At 43.3% G+C, this 21306-nt stretch carries 23 protein-coding genes; 2 read left to right on the forward strand and 21 right to left on the reverse strand.

Going from position 1 to position 21306, the window contains the following annotated elements:
• Window positions 1-25 precede the first annotated feature (25 nt).
• Together Q0G26_RS08860 and Q0G26_RS08865 are read right to left on the reverse strand one after the other, a co-directional pair.
• Window positions 26-454: a DUF523 domain-containing protein gene (locus Q0G26_RS08860; RefSeq protein WP_293829954.1), complete on the reverse strand. Its 429-nt coding sequence runs from the start codon at window positions 452-454 to the stop codon at window positions 26-28.
• A gap of 84 nt (window positions 455-538) precedes the next feature.
• Complete coding sequence (locus Q0G26_RS08865) at window positions 539-1993, reverse strand: flotillin family protein (protein ID WP_293829956.1); 1455 nt, start codon at window positions 1991-1993, stop codon at window positions 539-541.
• A 492-nt stretch (window positions 1994-2485) separates the two neighbouring features.
• Between Q0G26_RS08865 and Q0G26_RS08870 the strand changes: the two genes are divergently transcribed.
• Window positions 2486-3658: an MFS transporter gene (locus Q0G26_RS08870; protein ID WP_293829958.1), complete on the forward strand. Its 1173-nt coding sequence runs from the start codon at window positions 2486-2488 to the stop codon at window positions 3656-3658.
• A gap of 556 nt (window positions 3659-4214) precedes the next feature.
• Here the strand turns inward: Q0G26_RS08870 and rhuM are convergent.
• From rhuM to Q0G26_RS08915, 9 genes are all read right to left on the reverse strand, one after another.
• On the reverse strand, window positions 4215-5216 hold the full coding sequence (gene rhuM, locus Q0G26_RS08875; protein ID WP_293829960.1) for a RhuM family protein: 1002 nt from the start codon (window positions 5214-5216) through the stop codon (window positions 4215-4217).
• Between the two features lie 142 nt (window positions 5217-5358).
• Window positions 5359-5565: a DUF951 domain-containing protein gene (locus Q0G26_RS08880; RefSeq protein WP_021719843.1), complete on the reverse strand. Its 207-nt coding sequence runs from the start codon at window positions 5563-5565 to the stop codon at window positions 5359-5361.
• Window positions 5565-6224, reverse strand: a complete 660-nt coding sequence (locus Q0G26_RS08885) for a CBS domain-containing protein (RefSeq protein WP_021719844.1) — start codon at window positions 6222-6224, stop codon at window positions 5565-5567. The genes Q0G26_RS08880 and Q0G26_RS08885 overlap by 1 nt, the downstream gene beginning before the upstream one ends.
• 99 nt (window positions 6225-6323) lie before the next feature.
• Window positions 6324-7028: an ABC transporter ATP-binding protein gene (locus Q0G26_RS08890; protein ID WP_293823134.1), complete on the reverse strand. Its 705-nt coding sequence runs from the start codon at window positions 7026-7028 to the stop codon at window positions 6324-6326.
• Complete coding sequence (locus Q0G26_RS08895) at window positions 7028-7801, reverse strand: ABC transporter ATP-binding protein (RefSeq protein WP_293829962.1); 774 nt, start codon at window positions 7799-7801, stop codon at window positions 7028-7030. Before Q0G26_RS08895 ends, Q0G26_RS08890 begins: the two co-directional genes overlap by 1 nt.
• Window positions 7776-8735, reverse strand: a complete 960-nt coding sequence (locus Q0G26_RS08900; protein ID WP_009145530.1) for a branched-chain amino acid ABC transporter permease — start codon at window positions 8733-8735, stop codon at window positions 7776-7778. Before Q0G26_RS08900 ends, Q0G26_RS08895 begins: the two co-directional genes overlap by 26 nt.
• An 11-nt stretch (window positions 8736-8746) precedes the next feature.
• Window positions 8747-9637, reverse strand: a complete 891-nt coding sequence (locus Q0G26_RS08905; RefSeq protein ID WP_277249539.1) for a branched-chain amino acid ABC transporter permease — start codon at window positions 9635-9637, stop codon at window positions 8747-8749.
• A gap of 125 nt (window positions 9638-9762) precedes the next feature.
• Window positions 9763-10938, reverse strand: a complete 1176-nt coding sequence (locus Q0G26_RS08910) for an ABC transporter substrate-binding protein (RefSeq protein WP_293829964.1) — start codon at window positions 10936-10938, stop codon at window positions 9763-9765.
• 161 nt (window positions 10939-11099) lie between these two features.
• Window positions 11100-12272 (reverse strand): ABC transporter substrate-binding protein, encoded by a 1173-nt coding sequence (locus Q0G26_RS08915; protein WP_293829967.1) that lies wholly within the window; start codon window positions 12270-12272, stop codon window positions 11100-11102.
• A 365-nt stretch (window positions 12273-12637) separates the two neighbouring features.
• Here Q0G26_RS08915 and Q0G26_RS08920 point away from each other — a divergent pair, with 365 nt between their 5' ends.
• Complete coding sequence (locus Q0G26_RS08920; RefSeq protein ID WP_293829969.1) at window positions 12638-13051, forward strand: hypothetical protein; 414 nt, start codon at window positions 12638-12640, stop codon at window positions 13049-13051.
• Between the two features lie 77 nt (window positions 13052-13128).
• Here Q0G26_RS08920 and Q0G26_RS08925 read toward each other — a convergent pair whose 3' ends face one another.
• The 10 genes from Q0G26_RS08925 to rpsF all read right to left on the reverse strand — a co-directional run bounded on the left by Q0G26_RS08925 (window position 13129) and on the right by rpsF (window position 21196).
• On the reverse strand, window positions 13129-13605 hold the full coding sequence (locus tag Q0G26_RS08925; RefSeq protein WP_293829970.1) for a DUF4446 family protein: 477 nt from the start codon (window positions 13603-13605) through the stop codon (window positions 13129-13131).
• 51 nt (window positions 13606-13656) lie between these two features.
• Entirely contained in the window at window positions 13657-14640 is a 984-nt protein-coding gene (locus Q0G26_RS08930; protein ID WP_293829972.1) for a ParB/RepB/Spo0J family partition protein, read from the reverse strand.
• On the reverse strand, window positions 14633-15394 hold the full coding sequence (locus tag Q0G26_RS08935) for an AAA family ATPase (protein WP_021719853.1): 762 nt from the start codon (window positions 15392-15394) through the stop codon (window positions 14633-14635). The genes Q0G26_RS08930 and Q0G26_RS08935 overlap by 8 nt, the downstream gene beginning before the upstream one ends.
• Window positions 15395-15812: 418 nt before the next feature.
• The gene (locus tag Q0G26_RS08940; RefSeq protein WP_293829974.1) at window positions 15813-17264 is read right to left on the reverse strand and encodes an ATP-binding protein; all 1452 of its coding nucleotides are present in this window, start codon (window positions 17262-17264) and stop codon (window positions 15813-15815) included.
• A 307-nt stretch (window positions 17265-17571) separates the two neighbouring features.
• A complete protein-coding gene (gene ychF, locus Q0G26_RS08945) occupies window positions 17572-18678 on the reverse strand; it encodes a redox-regulated ATPase YchF (RefSeq protein ID WP_210685300.1) in 1107 nt (368 codons plus the stop codon).
• 163 nt (window positions 18679-18841) lie between these two features.
• Entirely contained in the window at window positions 18842-19327 is a 486-nt protein-coding gene (locus tag Q0G26_RS08950; RefSeq protein WP_293829976.1) for a PepSY domain-containing protein, read from the reverse strand.
• 41 nt (window positions 19328-19368) lie between these two features.
• Window positions 19369-20073, reverse strand: a complete 705-nt coding sequence (locus tag Q0G26_RS08955; protein ID WP_293829978.1) for a hypothetical protein — start codon at window positions 20071-20073, stop codon at window positions 19369-19371.
• Window positions 20074-20221: 148 nt separating this feature from the next.
• Window positions 20222-20452: a 30S ribosomal protein S18 gene (gene rpsR, locus Q0G26_RS08960; protein ID WP_009145516.1), complete on the reverse strand. Its 231-nt coding sequence runs from the start codon at window positions 20450-20452 to the stop codon at window positions 20222-20224.
• 18 nt (window positions 20453-20470) lie between these two features.
• A complete protein-coding gene (gene ssb, locus Q0G26_RS08965) occupies window positions 20471-20908 on the reverse strand; it encodes a single-stranded DNA-binding protein (protein WP_293829980.1) in 438 nt (145 codons plus the stop codon).
• 3 nt (window positions 20909-20911) lie between these two features.
• Window positions 20912-21196, reverse strand: a complete 285-nt coding sequence (rpsF, locus tag Q0G26_RS08970) for a 30S ribosomal protein S6 (RefSeq protein WP_293829982.1) — start codon at window positions 21194-21196, stop codon at window positions 20912-20914.
• Window positions 21197-21306: the final 110 nt, after the last annotated feature.

The following is a 21306-nucleotide window of genomic DNA, read 5'->3' on the forward strand; positions in this document are numbered from 1 at the left end:
TATAAACCAACTTTTTCAGGCACTGTTATTTATGCTCAGCTATATCCTCGGCATCAAGCACCTTTATACCATGTGCAGAAAGTAACTTGGCGAACACGCCCTGCCCTTTAATCTTCTTGCCGCTGAAGCTACCGTCATAAATCTCCTTGACGCCGCAGCTGGGACTACGCGACTGCAGAATTGCCAAATCCACCTTGTTCTCCAAAGCAGCTGCCAACGCCTCCTGAGCTCCCTTGCGAAATTCCGCATCTACGCTGATACCTTCCTTGTTCGTCACAACGCCAGCAACAATTTCTGCCGGTAAGCGAGGAGTAGACAGCCCGCCCAACTGCTCCGGACAAACGCCGATAACCTCATGCCCTTCGATAAAATCCAACACGCTTTGATTTAAGTTATTGCAACCGTTATACTTACAGTTTTTGCCTAACAAACAGGCACTTACGAGAATCTTCAAAGCAACTTGCCTCCGTTATTTCAAATTAAAACCTGTAAAAAATAAGCTGTTAACATACCAGATGCTAACAGCTTATTTTGATGTCTATTCTTCCTTGCTGATTTCTACAGGAATTTCCGGCAGCTTGCCATCAATGCTGATGTTCTTGTTAACCTTAGCATCGTAGGTTTCACCCTTGGCAATCTCCTGCAGGTCAATGCCGGTAGCACTCTTCACCGTATCGAAAACCTTCGCCATCACGGAAGGAACATTGCCGGAAAGACTGCCCATGCCGCCTTCGCCGTAAAGCGTAATCTTATCCACCTTACTGAGCGGAGCAGCAACCTCTTTAGCAACCTGCGGCAGAACCTCAATCGCCATCTGAGCCATCGCAGCCTGACCGTATTTCTTCATAGCCTCGGCCTTCTTATCCATCGCAGCAGCTTCAGCTTCGCCCTTCGCCTTAATAGCGGCAGCCTCAGCCTCACCCTTTACTCTGATAGCATAAGCCTCTGCATCACCCTTCGCCTTGATAGCGGCAGCCTCCTGCTCCATGGCATATCTTTGCGCTTCTGCTTCACGCTGTTTCTTGGCCTGCTCAGCCAAAGCATCCTGTTCCACTCTGTACTTATCGGCATCCGCCTGCTTCTGAATGGTAGCAGCAAGAATCTGTTCTTTTACCAGAACCTCCTGCTTTTTCAGGTCAGCTTCACGCTCAGCCTTAGCAATCTGCGCATTTACAGTTGCCACCTCAATAGACTTTTGCTGCTCCTGCTGTTGAATTGCATAAGCAGCATCTGCCTCTGCCTTTTTAATATCGGCAGTACGCTTCAGTTCACTCTTGGCAATAGAAAGCTCATTCTGACGCTGCGCAATCGCCAGATCAGCATGCACCTGCGCGTCATTCGCCTCTTTCTTGGCAGCAGCCTCAGCAATAGCCACATCGCGCTCGGCAACAGCCTTACTAATAGAAGCATCCTTGCGGATTTTCGCCGTATTATCTGCACCCAAATCAACAATCAGGCCGTTATCGTCAACAACATTTTGGATATTGCAGCTCAGGATGCTGATGCCCAGCTTTTCCATATCCTTGGCAGCCTTCTTCAGTACTTCATCGGAGAAGGAATCACGGTCAACGTTAATCTTCTTCAAATCCAGCGTACCGATAATCTCACGCATATTACCTTCAAGAGAATCCTGCAGGCTGCGTGTAATATCCGCCGGCTCCATATTCAAAAAGTTTCTTGCCGCCAGGTAGATACCGTTTTCCTTATCAACGATAATCTTAGCAACTGCATCAACCTTAACATTGATAAAGTCATTTGTCGGAACGCTTTGGCTGGTTTTGATGTCAACAGACATCTGCCCTAGATACAACATATCCACGCGCTCCAACAGCGGGATTTTAAAACCGCCTATACCAATAAGGATACGCGGGTTCTTCGTCAGACCAGAAATAATGTAGGCCACGTTTGGTGGTGCTTTCACATAGCAGGTCTTGGCTGCAATAATAAATAAAATCAGGAAAATAATAACGAGAATAGCAATTCCATAAGTCAAAATAACTCCCCCTTTATCATCTAAACGCTTTAATTAAATCATAGCATAGGCAATCATGAAAGGCAAGGGAATTATTCGTTACATTTTGAACATTCCTACAATACTTTAAACCATTATGACAAAAACAGAACATCATCCTTCCAGCAATTAACCTGCTAATCAAAAAATTTTTGAGTAGACTCTTCTCAAACCTTACGATTTGACTAAAAGTTTAATTGATATGCCAAAAAACTTTCCAAAACTCAAACCAACGCCTAAATATATGTAAAGCAGCAAATCTCCAACGCATTGAAAATATAACATAACCTACATTGACAATAAAATATACTCGTGGTAAAATCATCATAATTTATCAGAGGACTTGTAGCGCTCAGGCTATTGAAGTGGGATAAGATTCAAATGAATTTTATCCCACTTTTTTAGATAAATTATGGTAACACTCACCCCATAAAAGCTCTCATAGCTACTATGTAACGAAAGGAGTTTTTAACAATGCAAATCAACAAACCGAAAAACACTTTAGAAAACTTCTCCGTTGGCAGCAAAGAAGTAAATGCTGCCCGCCTGGCCTTCTTCATCCCCGGGTTCGCCGTTTCCACTTGGGCGCCTATGATTCCCATAGTAAAAGAACGCCTGAACCTTGAAGCTGACGTGCTTGGTATACTGCTTTTATGTATCGGTATCAGTGCTTTTATTGTCATGCCTTTTGCTGGTATACTGGGACAAAAATGGGGTTGCAAAAAAGTGCTTCTTATCACCACGACGCTACTTGCACTTGACGTTGTTTTTTTATCCTTCTTGCCTAATATCATCAGCTACGTATTAGCGCTCGCCCTTTTCGGCGCAGCCATGGGTTCTACAGAAGTAACAATGAACATTAATTCCGTCATCGTTGAAAAGCTTGATGGACGCAGACTCATAAGTGGTATGCACGCCTTTTGGAGCATAGGCTGCTTTGCCAGCGCCGGTCTGTTCAGCCTGCTTGCAAGCCTCGGCTTGTCTGTAACGCTCATCGCCCTCCTACATTGCGGCATCATGCTGGCTATCATTGCCTACTTTGGGCGCAGCTGGCTCCCATATAAAAATCCAGGTGGAGAAAAAGCCTTTGCCCTTCCACGTGGTATTGTCATCATCATAGGTACATTGGCATGTATCTCTTTCCTTGTTGAAGGCGCAGTTATGGACTGGAGCGGCGTATTGCTCACCGAAGCGAAAAATATGGATATAGCGTTAGCTGGCACAGGTTATGCTATCTTCTCCGTCGCCATGCTCATAATGCGTCTTTTAGGCGATAAAACTGTGCAATTTTTAGGTGAACAAAAGGCAGTCATCGGTGGTGCACTGCTGACATCGGCAGGCTTTGTACTGCTTATCGCACTAGATAGTATTTATCTTAACGCCTTCGCCTTTATTCTTATCGGCCTTGGCTGCTCTAATGTTGTCCCGGTTTTCTATTCTATTTTAAAATACCAAAAAGCTATGCCTATCAGCGCCGCGGTAACTTCCGTAACCAGTTTAGGTTATACAGGAGTTATCCTTGGTCCAGCACTTTTAGGCTTTGTCGCCCACGGTATCAATATCAGCGCGGTGTTTGAACTGGTTGCCTTACTGCTTGTCATCGAAGCAGGAATTGCCAAGTACGTTTTCTGCAAGCTGAAAATGTAAAATACGTCATATAGCAAAACGAGCAGGTTTTAGTCAAAATGCTAAAGCCTGCTCGTTTTTTGATTGCAAAAGTTTTGGGAATATTTTTCCCAAAACTTGGCGATTCTGTATAGTTTTGGGAATTATTTTCCTAAAACTTTTGAGGAATTAAATATAAAGTACCTAAAACAATATCGCTAACGATACCGGAAAACCAAACTTGTAAAAACGACCTAGGAAACGCTACCCTTCGCGCTGCGCAGACCGGAACGGACGACGGACTCGCCGACACATCTTTGTTACGCGAAAATTCGCCGGCAACGGACCAACAGGGAATTTTTCGCTGGAGCGTTGACGAACTACTCAGCAAGCACACCTCGCAAAATTCAGCGACGTGAAAAATTCTGCTAATCTAGTCGCCGGAATCCGGCGAAGCAGCTACGTAGGGCGTTTTTTGGATACTTTTTGCCGCCCCGGGCAAAAAGTATCACATACTACCTAAAAACGCTCCTCTGCTACCCCACGGTAGCAAGAGAGCGTTCTCTATTTCTTATTGCAATTAAACACCTTAATATTTTTATTGTAATAATTTCTTAACTGACTTATCAAAATCAGATTCTATTTTTTGTGTTTTATTGAATATCTCATACTCAGCATAAGCCTTAGCATGTGCATTTTTACTAGAAATACGACCATTATCCGGAAGTATATCATATCTACGGAAAGCTAAAAATTCATTTACACTTGAAGCAAATTCTTCCATAGTAAATGTATTCTCTCGCTCGATCAGATCTTCAATATAATCAAAATATCCACTAACTGTTCGTTCTAATTGTCGTATTTGTTTTTCATCCAAATAATTTTTAGCTACAATAACATCTGACTTCAATATTCTACCATCAGGAGCATTCTTCCATGTTGTTAATCCCATATGCTCTTTTTCGTGATTCGCCTGATAATATATAATTTCTGCTGCAGTATGACCAGCAATAGCATAATGAAATTTATTCTGTATAGTTGCGTAAAATTTTTTTGTTATATCTGCTTCTTTATCATAGTCAATACTACATTCAGCAAAAATATCTGTTATTTGCTGATAAATACGTCTTTCGCTAGAACGTATTGAACGAACACGCTCTAATAATTCACGAAAATAATCTTTGCCAAAAGCCTTCTTGCCTTGTTTTAACCTCTCATCATCCAATACAAATCCCTTTTGTATATATTCTTTTAAAATGTTCGTTGCCCAAATACGAAAATGGGTAGCTCTCATTGAGTTAACCCGATAGCCTACAGAAATAATAGCATCTAAATTGTAAAACGCTATATTACGTGTGATTTCCCTTTCACCTTCATTTTGAACTGTTGCAAAAAACGCAACAGTTAAATGCTCAACAAGTTCTTTTTCCTCATATATATTTTTTAAATGTCTGGAAATAGTAGACTTGTTTACACCAAATAATTCAGCCATTGATTTTTGAGTCAACCAAAGCGTTTCGTTTTGAATAAAAGCCTTAACAATAACATCTTCTTGCTCTACCTTATAAAGCAGAAAACGAAAGTCTTTAACATTACTCATCGTCAACTCCCCTTTTTAGAATTATCACGAACATATTTTCTTATTATTTTATCATATGATTTATACTATGTCAAATTATCAAAAACGCTCCCCTGCTACCCAACGGCAGCAAAGGAGCGTTTGCAAACTTCCATATAAACTTTTACTTTTCCGCTTCAGCGCTCTTTACAACCGCCTTCGCAGCCTTTTCGAACTTGGTACGCGCCAGCATGACAAAATGTCCGCAGCCACAGCATTTCATGCCAAAGTCCATACCAGTACGGGTAATTTCCCACTCATCACTGCCACAGGGATGAGCCTTTTTCATTTTGACGATATCGCCTACATTAACATCCTTACCGGAAAGCATTATTCAATACCGTCCAAAGTCATTACATCGCTGACTTCATAGCCGGCTTCACGGATTTGTTCAATGATATCCATGCCATTATTATTGAGAGCGGCACGAATGGTAACTTCAGCGGTACCATCACCATTTTGCTTGGTAACCAAAGAAATAATATTAATGCCGTCTTCCTTCATAATGTTGGAGATTTCCGCAACAACGCCAACCTTATCAGGTGCTTCGATAGTAATACGCAGGCAGTTGCGGTTCATGCCCATAATTTCTACGATAGAACGGAAGATATCGCTGCGGGAAACAATACCGCAAAGCTTGTTCTCCTGATTAACAACCGGCAGAGCATTGACTCTGTATTTATACAGTTTGTAGGCAACATATTCGATAGTATCATCCGCTTCAACGCTTATAACGGAACGTTTCATAACATCTTTAACCTTCAGACGTCCCAGCAGATAATTAGCCTCATAACGGGAAAGGGTGCTGCTGTCACTGGGAGAAGCTTTGCCAATATCATCACTGGTAATAATGCCGCGTACGCGTTGCATATCATCTACAACCGGCAGGCTGATCAGCCTTTTGCCACGCATAATTTCGCGTGCTTCCAAAATAGATTGATCCTCACGTATGGTAACAACAGGTTCAGTCATAATATCTTTTACTAACATATGAGTTTTACCTCCTTTGACTATAGACCACAATCATTTTAATATAATCCTTTTCACTTTAAGGCAGCTATGAAGCAACCCGACGCATTTGTATATTAATCAGCCGCCGAGATATGCTTTGCGAACAGCCTCGCTGCTTGCCAGCTCCTTAGCTGTACCGCTCAGAGTAATACGTCCTGTTTCCAAAACGTATGCCTTATCAGCGATGGACAGCGCCATATTAGCGTTCTGCTCAACCAACAGAACGGTAGTACCGCTCTCGTTGATTTCTTTTATTATATTAAAAATTTCCTTTACAAGCAAGGGGGCAAGACCCATAGAAGGCTCGTCCAACAGCAGCAGCTTAGGACGGCTCATCAGTGCACGGCCCATAGCCAGCATCTGCTGCTCGCCACCGGAAAGCGTACCGGAAAGCTGATCCTTACGTTCCAACAGACGTGGGAATTTTTTAAAGACATCATCCATGTCCTTGGCAATTCCGTCCTTATCCTTACGCAGATAAGCACCCAGCTCCAGGTTTTCCATAACAGTCATATTAGCAAAAACATGACGGCCCTCAGGAACCTGGCACAGGCCCATGCCGACAATTTTATGCGCCGGTACACCGGCAATATCATGACCTTCATATAAGATTTTACCGGTCTTCGGTTTCATCAGACCGGAAATGGTGCGCAATGTAGTAGATTTACCGGCACCATTGGAACCAATCAGCGCTACGATTTCACCATCGGGAACATCGAGGCTGATACCTTTGATAGCGTGAATTGCGCCATAATATACATTGATATCTTCAACAGTTAACATCAGTTGATAACCTCCTCGCCCAAGTATGCTTCAATAACGCGCGTGTTATGTTTAATTTCTTCCGGAGTACCTTCGGCAATCTTCATACCGTATTCCAGTACGTAAATACGCTCGCAGACACCCATTACCAGGCCCATATCATGCTCAATCAGCAGAATGGAAAGATTGAATTCCTTACGGATCCAGCGGATCATTTCCATCAGCTCTTTAGTTTCCTGCGGGTTCATGCCGGCAGCAGGCTCGTCCAACAGCAACAGCTTCGGCTCGGTAGCCAGAGCACGCGCAATTTCCAGACGACGCTGCTTACCATAAGGCAGGTTCTTTGCTACCTCATGTGCTTCTTCCTCCAGGTGGAAGATTTTCAGCAAATCAAGAGCCTTTTGCGTAATATATTCTTCTTCACTGAGATATTTGCCATCACGGACGATAGCATCAGCCAGATTATAGGTTACGTGCATATTATAAGCAATTTTTACATTGTCGATAACGCTCAGTTCAGAGAAAAGACGGATATTTTGGAAGGTACGCGCCATACCCATCTGTGTAACCTGGTAAGATTTTTTACCGCTGCTTTGCTGACCGTTAAAATATACCTTGCCTTCGGTCGGTGTATATACACCGGTAATCATATTGAAGGCTGTTGTCTTGCCGGCACCGTTAGGACCGATAAGGCCAATCAGCTCTCCCTCGTCGATATGCATGGAAAGATTGGAAACGGCACGCAGGCCGCCGAAAACCATGGATACATTATCTACCTTCAGCAGTTCTGCCATTGTCCTTACCTCCTAATTTAAACATTTTCAAGCTCAATTCCTTGCTGCCAAACAAGCCTTGCGGACGATACAGCATCAGGATAATCATGGTAACAGAATAGATAATCATACGCCATTCCGGGTAATCTGACAAGTAAGCGGAAATGAAGGTCAGCAAGGTTGCACCGGTGATTGCACCAGTCATAGAACCTAGGCCGCCCAAAACAACCATGGTCAGAATATCGAAGGAACGCATGAAGGTGAAGGACGCCGGATGCGCCAGGAAGAAGTAGTGGCTGAAGAGTGCGCCTGCAGTACCGGCAAAAGCAGCACCGAAGGTGAACGCCATTACTTTATATTTGGTAGTGTTGATACCCATGGTATCTGCAGCAATTTCGTTTTCACGAATTGCCAGGCAGCAACGGCCATAGGAAGAGTTTTTAAAATTCTTGATGAAGAAGATGATTGCTATCATAATCCAGAAGGTATATGCGAAATTGGTCATACGGGGAATGCCCATCAAACCGGAAGCACCGCCGACATAATCAATGTTCAAGATGCAGATACGGATAATTTCGCCTAAGCCCAAGGTGGCGATTGCCAGATAGTCACCATCAAGACGCAGCGTCGGCAAGCCAATCAAAAAGCCCAACAGACCTGCGGCCAGGGTTGCTACAACCAGGCCTGCCTCAAAAGGCATGCCCAGCTTAACCGTCATAATAGCACTGGTATAAGCACCGACTGCCATAAAGCCAGCATGACCGATAGAAAACTGACCGGTATAACCGTTAATCAGGTTCAGGCTGACTGCAAGAATAATGTTGATGCAGATAAGGATAATGTTCAGCTCCCAAAAGGGACCAATGATTTCGCCAAAGAGCAGGCCTTGTACGATACCAAAAACGATAACGCAGGCAACGATGGCTTTTAAATCAAATTTTCTAATTGCATTCATACCATGTCACCTCAGACTTTCTCACGAACATTCTTGCCTAATAAGCCGGAAGGTTTATAAAGTAAGATGATAATCAAAATACCGAATGCTGCTGCATCACGGAAGGTAGAGGAAATAAAGCCGCTGACCATTGCTTCTACAACGCCCAGGATAATACCGCCGATCATAGCACCGGGGATAATGCCGATACCGCCAAGAACTGCGGCAACGAAGGCTTTAAGACCAGGCATCATGCCCATCAACGGGTCAATAGAGTTATAGTAAACACCTACCAGCACGCCGCCTGCAGCTGCCAAAGCACTGCCAAGCGCAAAGGTAGTGGAAATTACACGGTCAATGTTGATGCCCATCAGCCTTGCAGCGTCAGCATCATAAGATACAGCACGCATAGCCTTGCCGGCTTTGGTTTTGTTTACGATATAGGTAAGAACTGCCATCAGGATAATGGCACTCAACAGGATAACAAGCTGCTGACTGTTAGCAACTAGTGGTCCAAGATGATATACAGTAGCGCCGAATACAGCGGGAAAGGTTCTCGGCTGTGGAGAAACCAGCAGAATCATGCTGTATTCCAGGAAGAAGGATACGCCGATAGCAGTAATCAAAATTGCGATACGCGGTGCATTACGCATGGGGCGGTATGCAACACGTTCAATAATAATACCTGCGATAGCAGCGCCTGCCATCGAGAAAATAATTGCCGGAATAAACGGCAAGCCTAATTGGGTAGTAGCAAAGAAGCCAAAATAGGCACCCAACATATAAATATCGCCATGAGCAAAGTTTATCAGCTTAATGATGCCGTAGATCATGGTATAACCCAAGGCGATCAATGCGTAGATACTGCCGAGAGATACACCATTTATCAGCTGCTGAAAAAACTGATGGATAAAAGTCTCCATAATTTACCTCCCTAGAGATTTCAAAGATTTGTGTAAGCGGGACACGCTTACTTAAAGGAAAAGGCTGTTGCTACGCAAAACAACAGCCTCGTTGATTAAATCAGATTAACTACTAATGTAAACTATCAGGGATTAACTTTAGCTTTAAAGGTTTGTTTGCCATCTTTATGTTCGATAATTACAGCACTCTTGATCGGGTTATGCTGTTCGTTAAAGGTTACTTCACCGGATACACCCTTGAAGCCTTTAATCTTAGCCATTGCTTCAGCAATTTTAGCCGGATCTGCACTGCCTGCATCTTCGATTGCTTTTGCAACCAGCAGAGCGGAATCATATGCCAATGCTGCGAATACATCCGGGTTGGTGTTGTAAGCTTTTTTGTATTCAGCTACGAACTCTTTGTTCAGATCAGAGGTATCGTCCGGAGAATACAGGCTGGAGAAGAAGGTGTTTTCCAAAGCAGCTTTGCCGGCAATTTCAGGAAGCTTAGCGCTATCCCAGCCGTCACCACCTGCCATAGGAACGGTGATGCCCATCTCACGAGCTTGTTTAACAATCAGACCAACCTCCTGGTAATAACCAGGGATATAGATGAAATCAGGTTGTGCAGCTTTGATTTTGGTCAAAGTAGATTTGAAGTCGGTATCCTTTTGCAGATAAGCTTCTTCAATTACAACCTGACCGCCGTTTTTAACAAAGTTCTCTTTGAAGAACTGTGCCAAGCCTTTAGCATAGTCACTTGTATTATCGATATAGATAGCAGCCTTCTTCACTTTCAGTTCATTGGAAGCAAAGCTTGCCATTACAGTACCCTGGAACGGATCAATAAAGCAGGTACGGAAGCTGTAGGGTTTAACCTGTTTAGTTTTCGGATCGAAGGTAACGTCCGGGTTAGTGCCCATCGGTGTAATATCTACAACCTTAGCACCGTTGTTGATTGCACCGGATGCGATTACAGCAGAGGATTGGTTAGGACCGATTACTGCTACAACCTTATCCTGAGAAATCAGCTTTTGCATACCATTAGTTGCTTCGGAAGCTTCAGATTTGGTATCAGCAACAACTAAAGAAAGTTTTTTGCCACCCAGCACACCTTTTTCATTTATTTTTTTCAGTGCCAGGTCGATACCGTTTTTACTGGAAATACCGAAGGATGCGCTGCCGCCGGTCATTTCCAGCAGGCCGCCTACCTTTATGGTATCGCCGTCAGCTCCTTTGGAGCCACCTCCGCAACCGGTCAGCGCGCTCATAAATACAGCGCCGGCTGCTAGTACAGATAACAATTTGGTTACTCTTTTCATGGTTTATTCCCCCTCAGAAATAAATAAAATATATTTTTATAGAGGGCGCATCCGGTAGACGCGCCCAGTCTAACTTAATAAATAACCCATGGAATAGAAGTCTTGTTATGCTTTCTGATATTTACTTGTAGAATTTTTTATGTTTATTTTTTTGTTAACAATTACAGGCTGATTTTTTCAACCAGAGTCGGAGTACCGGATTCCAGACCGATAATCAGAGCAGGCATTACCGGGTTGTGGTTAGCATCAAAGGTGAGCTTGCCGCTTGCAACCGGCAGGTCTTTGGTTTCAGCAATTGCTTTAGCCAGCTTAGTGCCATCAGTGGTGCCTGCACGTTTCAGAGCATCTGCCAGAATCAGGCCTGCATTGTAGCCCTGCATTGCGAAGATATCAGGATCTTTTTGGTATTTCTCTTTGAATTTCTTGATGAAGTCCTGAACGGATTTGTCTTCGTCTTTAGCATTGAAGGCACTTACATAGTAGCAGCCCTTCAGAGCATCTTTACCGGCGATTTCAGCAAGTTTCGGGCTTTCCCAGCCATCGGAGCCCAGCATCGGGCAGGTAATACCGATTTCGCGAGCTTGTTTGATAATCTTGGAAACTTCTTCATAGTAACCGGGAACGTAAATTGCTTCCGGATTAGAAGCTTTAAGCTTAGTCAGAGCGGATTTGAAGTCAACATCTTTAGCCAGAAAAGCTTCCTTAGCAACAATTTTACCGCCTTTGCCTTCCAAGGTTTTTTGGAATACCTCTGCTAAGCCTTTGGAATAGTCACTGGAGGAATCGTAGAAAATAGCTACGTTTTTAACCTTCAGAGTTTTATCGGCAAACACTGCCATTACCTGACCTTGGAACGGGTCGATGAAGCAGGCACGGAATACGAAGTCCTTTACTTTGCCGTTCTCTACGGTAATGCTCGGTGCAGTAGCAGCCGGAGCAATATGAGGAACCTTATTAGCAGTAGTAATAGGAGTTGCAGCGTTTACGCAACCGCTGGTTGCAGGTCCGACAACGGCAACTACTTTATCCTGAGTAATCAGCTTGGTTACAGCGTTACCGGATTCAGCCGGCTCAGATTTGTTATCGCTTTCAACTACGCTGATTTTTTTACCGTTCACGCCGCCGTTTTTATTAAGTTCGTCTACAGCCAGCTTGAAGCCTTCGTTGATGGATTTACCGTAGTTAGCAACATTACCAGTTAATTCGAATGCTGCGCCAACCTTAATAGTATCTCCGGTATCAGCTTGTTTCTTTTCTCCGCCACAGCCTGTGAGCAATGCGGCGCACATCATAGCAGCCATAGCTGCAGATGCTAATTTCTTCCATTTTTTCATTTTGAGTCCTTCTTTCCCTTAAAAATAAAATATAAAACACAGTACCGGGAGTGTTCTCAGATTCAACCACTATCCCAGCAACTTTATGTAACCAATTATAGCCGTTACATTACACTTTTGTCAACGAATTTTTTCATGTTCATTGTATACATGAGATTTTTACACATAAACTGATACATTTTTTATGCTTTCTATTTTTGCGTTTATTATTTCAGTATTTTTGTGTTTCTCAAGAAAACTTTGTAGCTTTTGTGTCTTCTTGCTGCCTTTATAGCGCTCTGCCTGCAGATAGTGTATAATATAATGCATAAGAATTACTTGCTTTACAAATACAGGCAAGACTATTTATAGAACGAGAGGTATTTATGAACTTTATTGCTTTATTTTTCTTGTGCGTGCGCATGTTTCATTTCATTCATTCCCGCAGAATCGCCTATCTGCTGCAGCGCTTTTCCCGGATTATCGATGAGCGACGCGCTAACCCTGGCCGCAAACAGGTCATTATCATTGACGGCAGCGCAACAACCTTTATCATTTACTTCCTGCTGGATGTTTTCTTTCTTTTATACTGCATCTGGCTGATGCTGCACGATGCTACCTGGACACCGGGTTTTCTGCTGCTCGTAATTGCAGCTTTGGAATCCTTCGCTATTCATGCCCGCATCAGCGGTGCCTACGACGAGGACGAGGAGGGCTTTGTCTATCCCCGCACCTGGCTGCGCTACCTCTGCTTCGGCGAGAGCATGTTTATTCTGCTGAGGCTGTTTGAGGGCGCATAAGAACCATACTTTAATTGTAAAATTGAAAATAAAAAATCCCGGCAGCCACCTGTCGGGATTTTTCTTATACTATTAAGTTACAAGAGTCTTTGCTCTTCCTCTGCCAGCGGATAGCTGGACTTACCGTTATCGATATCCTTGGCAAAGCAACGGCTTTCCTCTCTGCCGTAAATGCTGGTCATAATAATACCCTTATTATTCGCATCCGTAAGCAACAGAGAATAACTCATTTCTCCGCCCATAGCGTCAAAAGCATCATAACGTACAAGTTTAACATTCTGCAGACAGTTCTGCACCTGCGTATGCAGCTTCTGGTGCTTGTCCTGCAAAGCCGCCAGCTCTGCCTGCACCGCATGCAGCTCCTGCAGCGTATCTGTCAGCACAACGTCTATATTGGCTTCCTTACCCTGAGTAAAGAAGTCGTATTTTGTTTGCAGCTTATTCAGTCTGCTACGCAGACCAAAGCACATACCCAACGCAACTAAGATAACACCCAGCAGCACAATAATTATCGCTGCTGAATGTGTATTGACAAAAAGATTTGCCTGCTCCATCAACAAAAGCCCCCTCATACCAAAAGCTTATCCTAAATTCTTCTAAATACCTTATACGTGCAAACGCTGCGGTTCACCATTACTCGGCTTATCATCCTGGCGTCCCTGCTGCAGCACCTCATAGATGCGCTCCAGGTCCTCAGCAGAATAATATTCAATATGAATGGTACCGCCCTGACGTCCCTGCTCATCAAGCTTAGGAACAACCTTAACCTTAGTACCCAAAAACTCTACCAGACGCTGTTCAAAGTCATGGCAGAAAATATCATTTTCGGTAGGCTCACGCTTAGGCTTCTTTTCCTTATTTTTAGCTTCTTCCTCGACAAGCTCACGCACAATTTTCAGCTTCTTGCCTTCCTTCAGCTTACGCACAACCTCTTCCGTCATACGTGAGCTCCAGCCATTGGCAATGATTGCCTCAGCTACCTCGCACATCTGCTCCTGCTTCGGTAAGCCCAAAAGCTGCTTGGCCTGGCCCATTGTCAGCACGCCATTGATAATATGCGCCTGAACCTGCTCCGGCAGGTTCAGAAGGCGCAAAATATTAGTCACTGCACTGCGGCTACGGCCTACCTTTTCAGCAGTCTGCTCCTGCGTCAGCTTAAATTCCTGCATCAGGCGGCGCAAGCCCTGCGCCTCTTCAATCGGATTCAGATCATGACGCTGAATGTTTTCAATCAGCGCGATTTCCATCATCTTGGCATCGTCATAATCCTTGACGATAGCAGGCACCTTCGTCAATCCGGCCAACGCTGCGGCACGCAGACGGCGTTCGCCTGCCACTAGCTCGTAGCTTCTGCCCTTTTTGCGCACTACTACAGGCTGAACAACGCCAAACTCCTTAATAGAAGCAGCCAGCTCCTGCAGCTTTTCCTCATCAAAGTTGCAGCGCGGCTGATAAGGATTCGCTGCGATATTTTTTATAAGCAGCTCCTGTGCAGCACTTGCAGGCTCCTGCGCCTTTTCTACAGCAGGGCTGGTATTTTCGCCAAAAATTGCGCCCAGGCCCTTGCCTAAGCCGCCCTTCTTACTCATCCTCAATCACCTCACGCGCAAAGTCCATGTACACCTGCGCACCCTTAGATTTGCTATCATAATCAATAACCGGCTGTCCGTGGCTGGGTGCTTCACTCAAGCGCACGTTACGCGGAATAATCGTCTGATACATCTTAGTCTTGAAGTACTTCTGTACCTCGTTCACAACATCCTGCGACAGATTTGTTCTGCTGTCATACATAGTCATCAGCACACCCTCCAGCTTCAAAGCAGGGTTCAGGTTACGCTGCACTAATTGAATAGTATTCATCAGCATGGTAACACCCTCCAGCGCATAAAATTCGCACTGAATCGGAATCATTACCGAGCTGGCAGCTGTCAGACCGTTAATTGTCAGCAGGCCTAAAGACGGCGGGCAATCAATAATAACGTAATCATAATTATGTTTTACCCGTTCCAGTGAGTTTTTCAGACGACCTTCGCGGTTCATCAGTGAAACAAGCTCTATTTCCGCACCTGCAAGCTGGATGGTGGCAGGTACCAGGTCCAGACCTTTATAAGCTGTATGCTTGATTACATCCTGCATGGGTACTTCACTAATAATCGCATCATAAATACATTGCTTAATATCACGTTTATCAAAGCCAAAGCCGCTGGTAGCATTTCCCTGCGGATCACTGTCAATTAAAAGTACCTTGCGTTCCAGCGCCGCCAGACACGCAGCCAGATTTACCGCCGTAGTAGTCTTGCCAACACCACCCTTCTGGTTGGCAATAGCAATTACCTTTACCAATTCGCTTCACCTCGTAGTCATAGTTTATCCATTCTATTTTATCACACTTTACGTATTCATGGGAAAAGAATTTTTGTTTATTTAATTTTGTACGCTGCTTCAGCATATCCTGACAGCAAAAAGCGCAGCACGCTTTCGCTTGCTGCGCTCAGGTTGCAATGAGCTACAACTTTTTAATCACTTCTGCAAATTGTCCAGCGTATAAGCACCATCATGCTGGAATTCTTTTTTCTCGAAAACCATCATATAACGATAGTCGCGACCGACAGCTTTCACAATCAAAATTTATAGCAAATGACAAGCAAATAAAGCGATTTTATTATACGTTGTTTTTATTTATTTCAAAGCGTATATATTAAATTATTCAGAGATATCATTGAATTATTTCTCTTTGCAGGCAAATGGCCGGCAAATAAGCTCAAGCCCATGCAGGTATATATTTCATATATCTATTTGAAGTAGTAGGATCTAACGGCTTAATCAATTTCGCATTTACTGCTTCTTTAATTAATCTGGAAATACTAGCTGCTGATGTCGACTCCAAGCCAAACCTTTCTCTAAGTGAACTATTTGTCATTTGTTCTTCTTCAATGTACATAATACAAGAATGTAAATATACAGCCCATAACTTATCTTCTAAAGATAAATTATTAAACTTGACCGCAGAAAACAACGTTACTTTAGTACTATCTTCATATAAGTTAATTTTAGGAGCAGGTAATTTTAACTTTTCACAAGCAATAACTATCTTATCCCAGCCAGTGCCAAGTTCCTCACAAATTCTAAATCTGCGCATCAAACTAGCTATTTTCTCATTACGTGATTTTGGTGGGTTATCAACTATACGCTTTATATCTACCAACGGAATCCCTGAATTTGTAATCTCTATTCTATTATTAAATATTTCTATAATCGGGCCTGTACCAGAAACAGAAAAGTCTTGATGTACCAAAGCATTCGCTACTGCTTCTCTAATTGCCAACATAGGATAAGAAACAATTTTTTCTCTAAGCCCATTGTCATCAATATTTTCTTTTGTTGGAGTTAAAGCTTCTATATATTTAAGCAAATACTCAAAGTCACTTGCGTAACCTTTTTTACCTATATCTTCTCGCAACATACTAAGCCTGCTATTTCCTTCGTATTGAATTATGCGCAAAGCTTTTCTCGCAAGCTTAGGAAAGTCAGCAAGTTTATTCGCTAAAAGAATCGCTCCCATATTAGTAACAGAATATAATCCATTGTCATTTTGAATTATGCAACCATCTTCTTTTAAATAATGGATGATACTTGCTCTCGATTCAGGTTGCGGAATTTTACTTAGCTCAAAATAAACACTATAATCCAAACATCTCAGAACATCTTCTGAACTCATATCCTGTTTCGCAATCAATTCCTCGTATTTTTTATCATGCAGTCTTTTCCACAATCTTGACTGCAAAACCGGATGATCAATCAACTTCTTAGTATAACTGCCAACTCTAATATAATCTACTTTTTTAAAAGTTACAGGATTATTAACAGCACAATGAATAATAAGAACACCAACAAATCGCCCATCAATATTAGTAACCTGGTATTCAAAATCTGCATTTGGCGACAACGATCCTCTTAGCCAATTCTCTAATTCCTGGTTTCCCTTTTTTAATGTTTGTAAATTATACTCTGTTCCTACTATTTCATGTGTTTTATCATCTATACCCCACAAGAAATATGCATAATTCCGCTCATCTAATGTAGCACCATTAGCTAATGCGCTGATATCCGCACCAATCATATCCGGGTCATAATTATTATGTTTAAACTCAAGCCAAGGCAATTCATCTTTATACTTGCACAGTTCCTTAACCAGCAATTCTAAATTTTCCATAGCTACAGCTCCTCTAATTCACCTATTCAGATATCTTGAAATAAATCTATTACTTTAATTATAATACAGCTTTTTAAAAATGACAAAAACAAAAATCTAAAAAAAGCTACAATCATATAAAAGCAAATCCTTCTTCAAGGAAAGAAAGCATTTTATCTTTCATATTCTTAGGCAAAATAAACATAACTATTTCAATCTGTCTAATAAAAACTAATCGGAGCATTCTCAAAATCCCCCGACAGCAAAAAGCGCAGCACGCTTTCGCTTGCTGCGCTCAAGTTGCATATTACGCTTTTATAAAGCTTAATTATACGTTGAAGCGGAACTCAACAACATCGCCGTCCTGCATCACGTAATCCTTGCCCTCCAGACGAACCAGGCCTTTTTCACGCGCTGCAGCCTTGCTGCCGCAGGCTACCAGGTCATCAAAGGAAACTATTTCCGCACGGATAAAACCACGCTCAAAGTCAGTATGGATTTTGCCTGCTGCCTGCGGAGCCTTAGTGTTCAGCTTAATAGTCCAGGCACGGGATTCCATTTCACCAGCAGTCAGGAAGGTCATCAGGCCAAGCAGCTTGAAGCCTGCTTTAATCAGGCGGTCCAGACCGGTTTCTTCCAAGCCTGCCATTTCCAGATATTCCTTAGCCTCTTCTTCCGGAAGCTCGGCAACTTCGCTTTCCATCTTCGCAGAAACAACGATAACCTCAGCATTTTCTTCTGCAGCATATTTCTTTACAGCCTGTACATGCTCGTTACCGGACGGATCAGCAACCTCGCCTTCGGCAACATTAGTAATGTACAGTACAGGCTTCATGGTCAGCAGATGCAGCTCACCCAAAAACTCCTGCTCTTCTTCAGTCAGGCCCAGGCGACGTGCAGGCACACCATCAGACAAGCCTGCCATAACCTTTTCCATTACAGCCTGCTCCAGCTTAACCTTTTTATCGCCGGTCTTCGCCAGCTTAACCAGGCGTTCCTGACGCTTTTCAACTGTTTCCATATCAGCCAGGCACAGCTCGGTGTTGATGATATCGATATCACGCAGAGGATCAATGCTGCCCTCAACGTGGGTGATGTTGCCATCCTCAAAGCAACGTACAACCTCGGCAACAGCGTCTACCTCACGGATGTGGGACAGGAACTTATTACCCAGGCCTTCGCCCTTGCTTGCGCCCTTTACCAGACCGGCAATATCTACAAAGCGCATAGCTGCCGGAACAATCTTTTTGGATTTAAACATATCGCTCAGAACATCTAAGCGTTTATCAGGCACATCAACAACGCCAACGTTAGGCTCAATTGTGCAGAAGGGATAGTTTGCTGCTTCTGCGCCAGCTTTGGTAATAGCATTAAACAGGGTACTTTTGCCTACGTTAGGCAGGCCAACGATACCAACTTCTAAATTTGTACTCACGTAAATCGCTCCTCGTCATATATATTTAGTGCGTTAAAAACTCTGTATCTAATATATTTTACAATAATATGCTTTGATATGCAATGTTTTGACGTAAAATGGCACTCTTCCGCAGGATAAAAAAGAGACAGTCCGCAGACTGCCTCTGATTTTTGGCTTAAGCTTAGAAATATTCCAGCTCTCTCTTGGCAAATGCACCGGTTACCGGGTTCATGTCAGCTTCTACTTTATATCTTGCAGTAATGAACTCTACATCATAATGTACATTGTTGCCTTCTTTTTCGGTTTCAATCACAATGTTTTTAGCATCAGGATATGCTTCCAGGATGATTTGTCTGATATCCTCAGGAGTTTTTACCATCATCGTGCTACCGGCAATATTGCTGCCTTTGATTTCTACTTCCTTAACCTTGGTAGTTGCCAAAATAACCTCTACCTCGTATTCCAGATAATTATCATTATCGCGGAAGTTCAAAACAGCTTCGCCATCTTCTTCCTTGTAGCCATAAAATACAGCAGCAGCAGGAACCTCGGCACGTGCAGCGTCAATAACCATCTGCTGATGGCTTTTAGCAGGTGCAGCAAAAGCTACTGCGCTCATTGCCAACGCAGCCAGCATAGAAAGCAGAACTAATAATTTTTTAAACATTGGTATTCCCCCTTTGAAAAAATATTATCAGCTTACCAGACTTACTGTCTTTCCAAAAGTCTGTTAGCGTAAGCACGCATAGAAGGATTAGCAACGGCCTTGAAATCTGCAGGCGGCAGAGCAAAGGCAGTTGCCTCATCCACGGTATTAGAAACCTCTACAACCTTAAAAACCGGCAGGTAATTTACCTCATAGCCCTTCCAATTAGCGGTATCCTTTTCAAAATAGAAGTTCAGGCTGTTGGTGCCCTTAGTCATCTTATCATAATCATAGCCGGTGGTAACATCGTTGCCAGACTGCGGGCGTACGTTGAACCAGCTAATCAGTGTTTCAGCAAACGGCATGCTCATGCCAGGCAGCTCGGGAACTTTGTCATAGTTTTTATTGAGATAATCAATAGTATACCAATAGCCGTTCTTCACAAAGGAAACAGTATCCTTGATTACCTTGCCATCACCATCGGTAGTAGTGATACGCTCAGCGTTGATGCCATTGGCTTCATTGTATTCCGTACGATTGGTGCGCTTTTGCTGCGCCTGCGGCAGTTTAGCATATGCTTCAGGCGTCAGCACCTCACGCATATCAATGGTCTGGGTTACAACCAGATGCACAGGATGCTTATCACTGTTTAAGGTCTCGCCCAAAAGCTGGATGGTGCGCTGACCGGGATTATAGGCAAACGCCATTGCTGTACAAAGCATCGTAAAAACAAAGGTCAAAAATAAGGTTCTTAAAGATGTTTTCATGCAATTCACCTCGTATGTATAGTACTACTCTTATTATATCATGTTAAGGCCTACGATGATATGTAAACTTTTTGTGACTTTTACATAAACGAAAACCCCGCAGCCTAATGACTGCGGGGTATAAGTTTCGTTTAAACCGCCGTGCGAATTATTCGCAGGTGAACGGCAGCAAAGCAACGCAGCGAGCGCGTTTGATTGCTACGGTCAATTGGCGTTGGTGCTTAGCGCAGGTACCGGAAATACGGCGCGGTAAAATCTTACCACGTTCGGTAATATAGCGTTTCAGCTTATTTGCATCCTTGTAATCGATTTCTTCAACTTTATCAACACAGAAGCTGCAAACTTTTCTTCTAGGTCTTCTGCCTCTTTCGCGTTTCATTGCATAACCTCCCTTAAATTAGAATGGAATCTCCTCATCAAAGGGAACCTGTTGTCCGAAACCACTCATGCCGCCATCTTGTGCCGGTGCAGCAGGAGCTGCAGAGCGAGTCGGATTGCTATGAGCATTGACAGCATCAGCTTTGCGCTCAATAAACTCGAAGCGATCAGCGATTACTTCGGTTACCCAGCGTTTGTTGCCATCTTTACCATCATAGCTACGGATTTGCAGGCGGCCTTCAACCAGCGCGCGCTGCCCTTTGGTGAGACTGTTACCGCATGTCTCAGCCTGTTTACCCCAAATTACTACGGGAATAAAGTCAGCTTCTCTTTGGCCTTCCTGATTGGCAAAAGGTCTGTCTACTGCAAGAGTAAACTGACAAACAACTTTACCGGTAGACGTATAACGCACTTCCGGATCTTTAGTAAGTCTGCCTAACAGAATAATCTTGTTCATTGATTATTCACCCTTTCTGATAATCATATGGCGCAGTACTTCATCGGTAATTTTCATAACACGATCAAGTTCTTTAACAGCAGCGGCGTCAGCCTGGAAGGTTACGAGAACATAGATACCTTCATTCAGGTCCTGGATCTCATAAGCAAGGCGTTTTTTGCCCCAACGATCGGTTTTTTCTACATTACCACCGTTTGCAGTGATGAGCTTCTCGAATTTAGCAATAACTGCTTCACAAGCCTCATCCTCAACAGGTTTAACGATGTACATGACTTCGTATGCGTTCACGAAATCACCTCCTCCTTTGGACTTTGGCCCCCGTCTCTCCGGGAGCAGAAGAAGTATATATAGTTATATACAAGCTTAATAATTATATCATTGCTTACGCTACTTTGCAA

The sequence above is a fragment of the uncultured Phascolarctobacterium sp. genome, from assembly GCF_934190775.1.
Taxonomy (GTDB): Bacteria; Bacillota; Negativicutes; order Acidaminococcales; family Acidaminococcaceae; genus Phascolarctobacterium_A.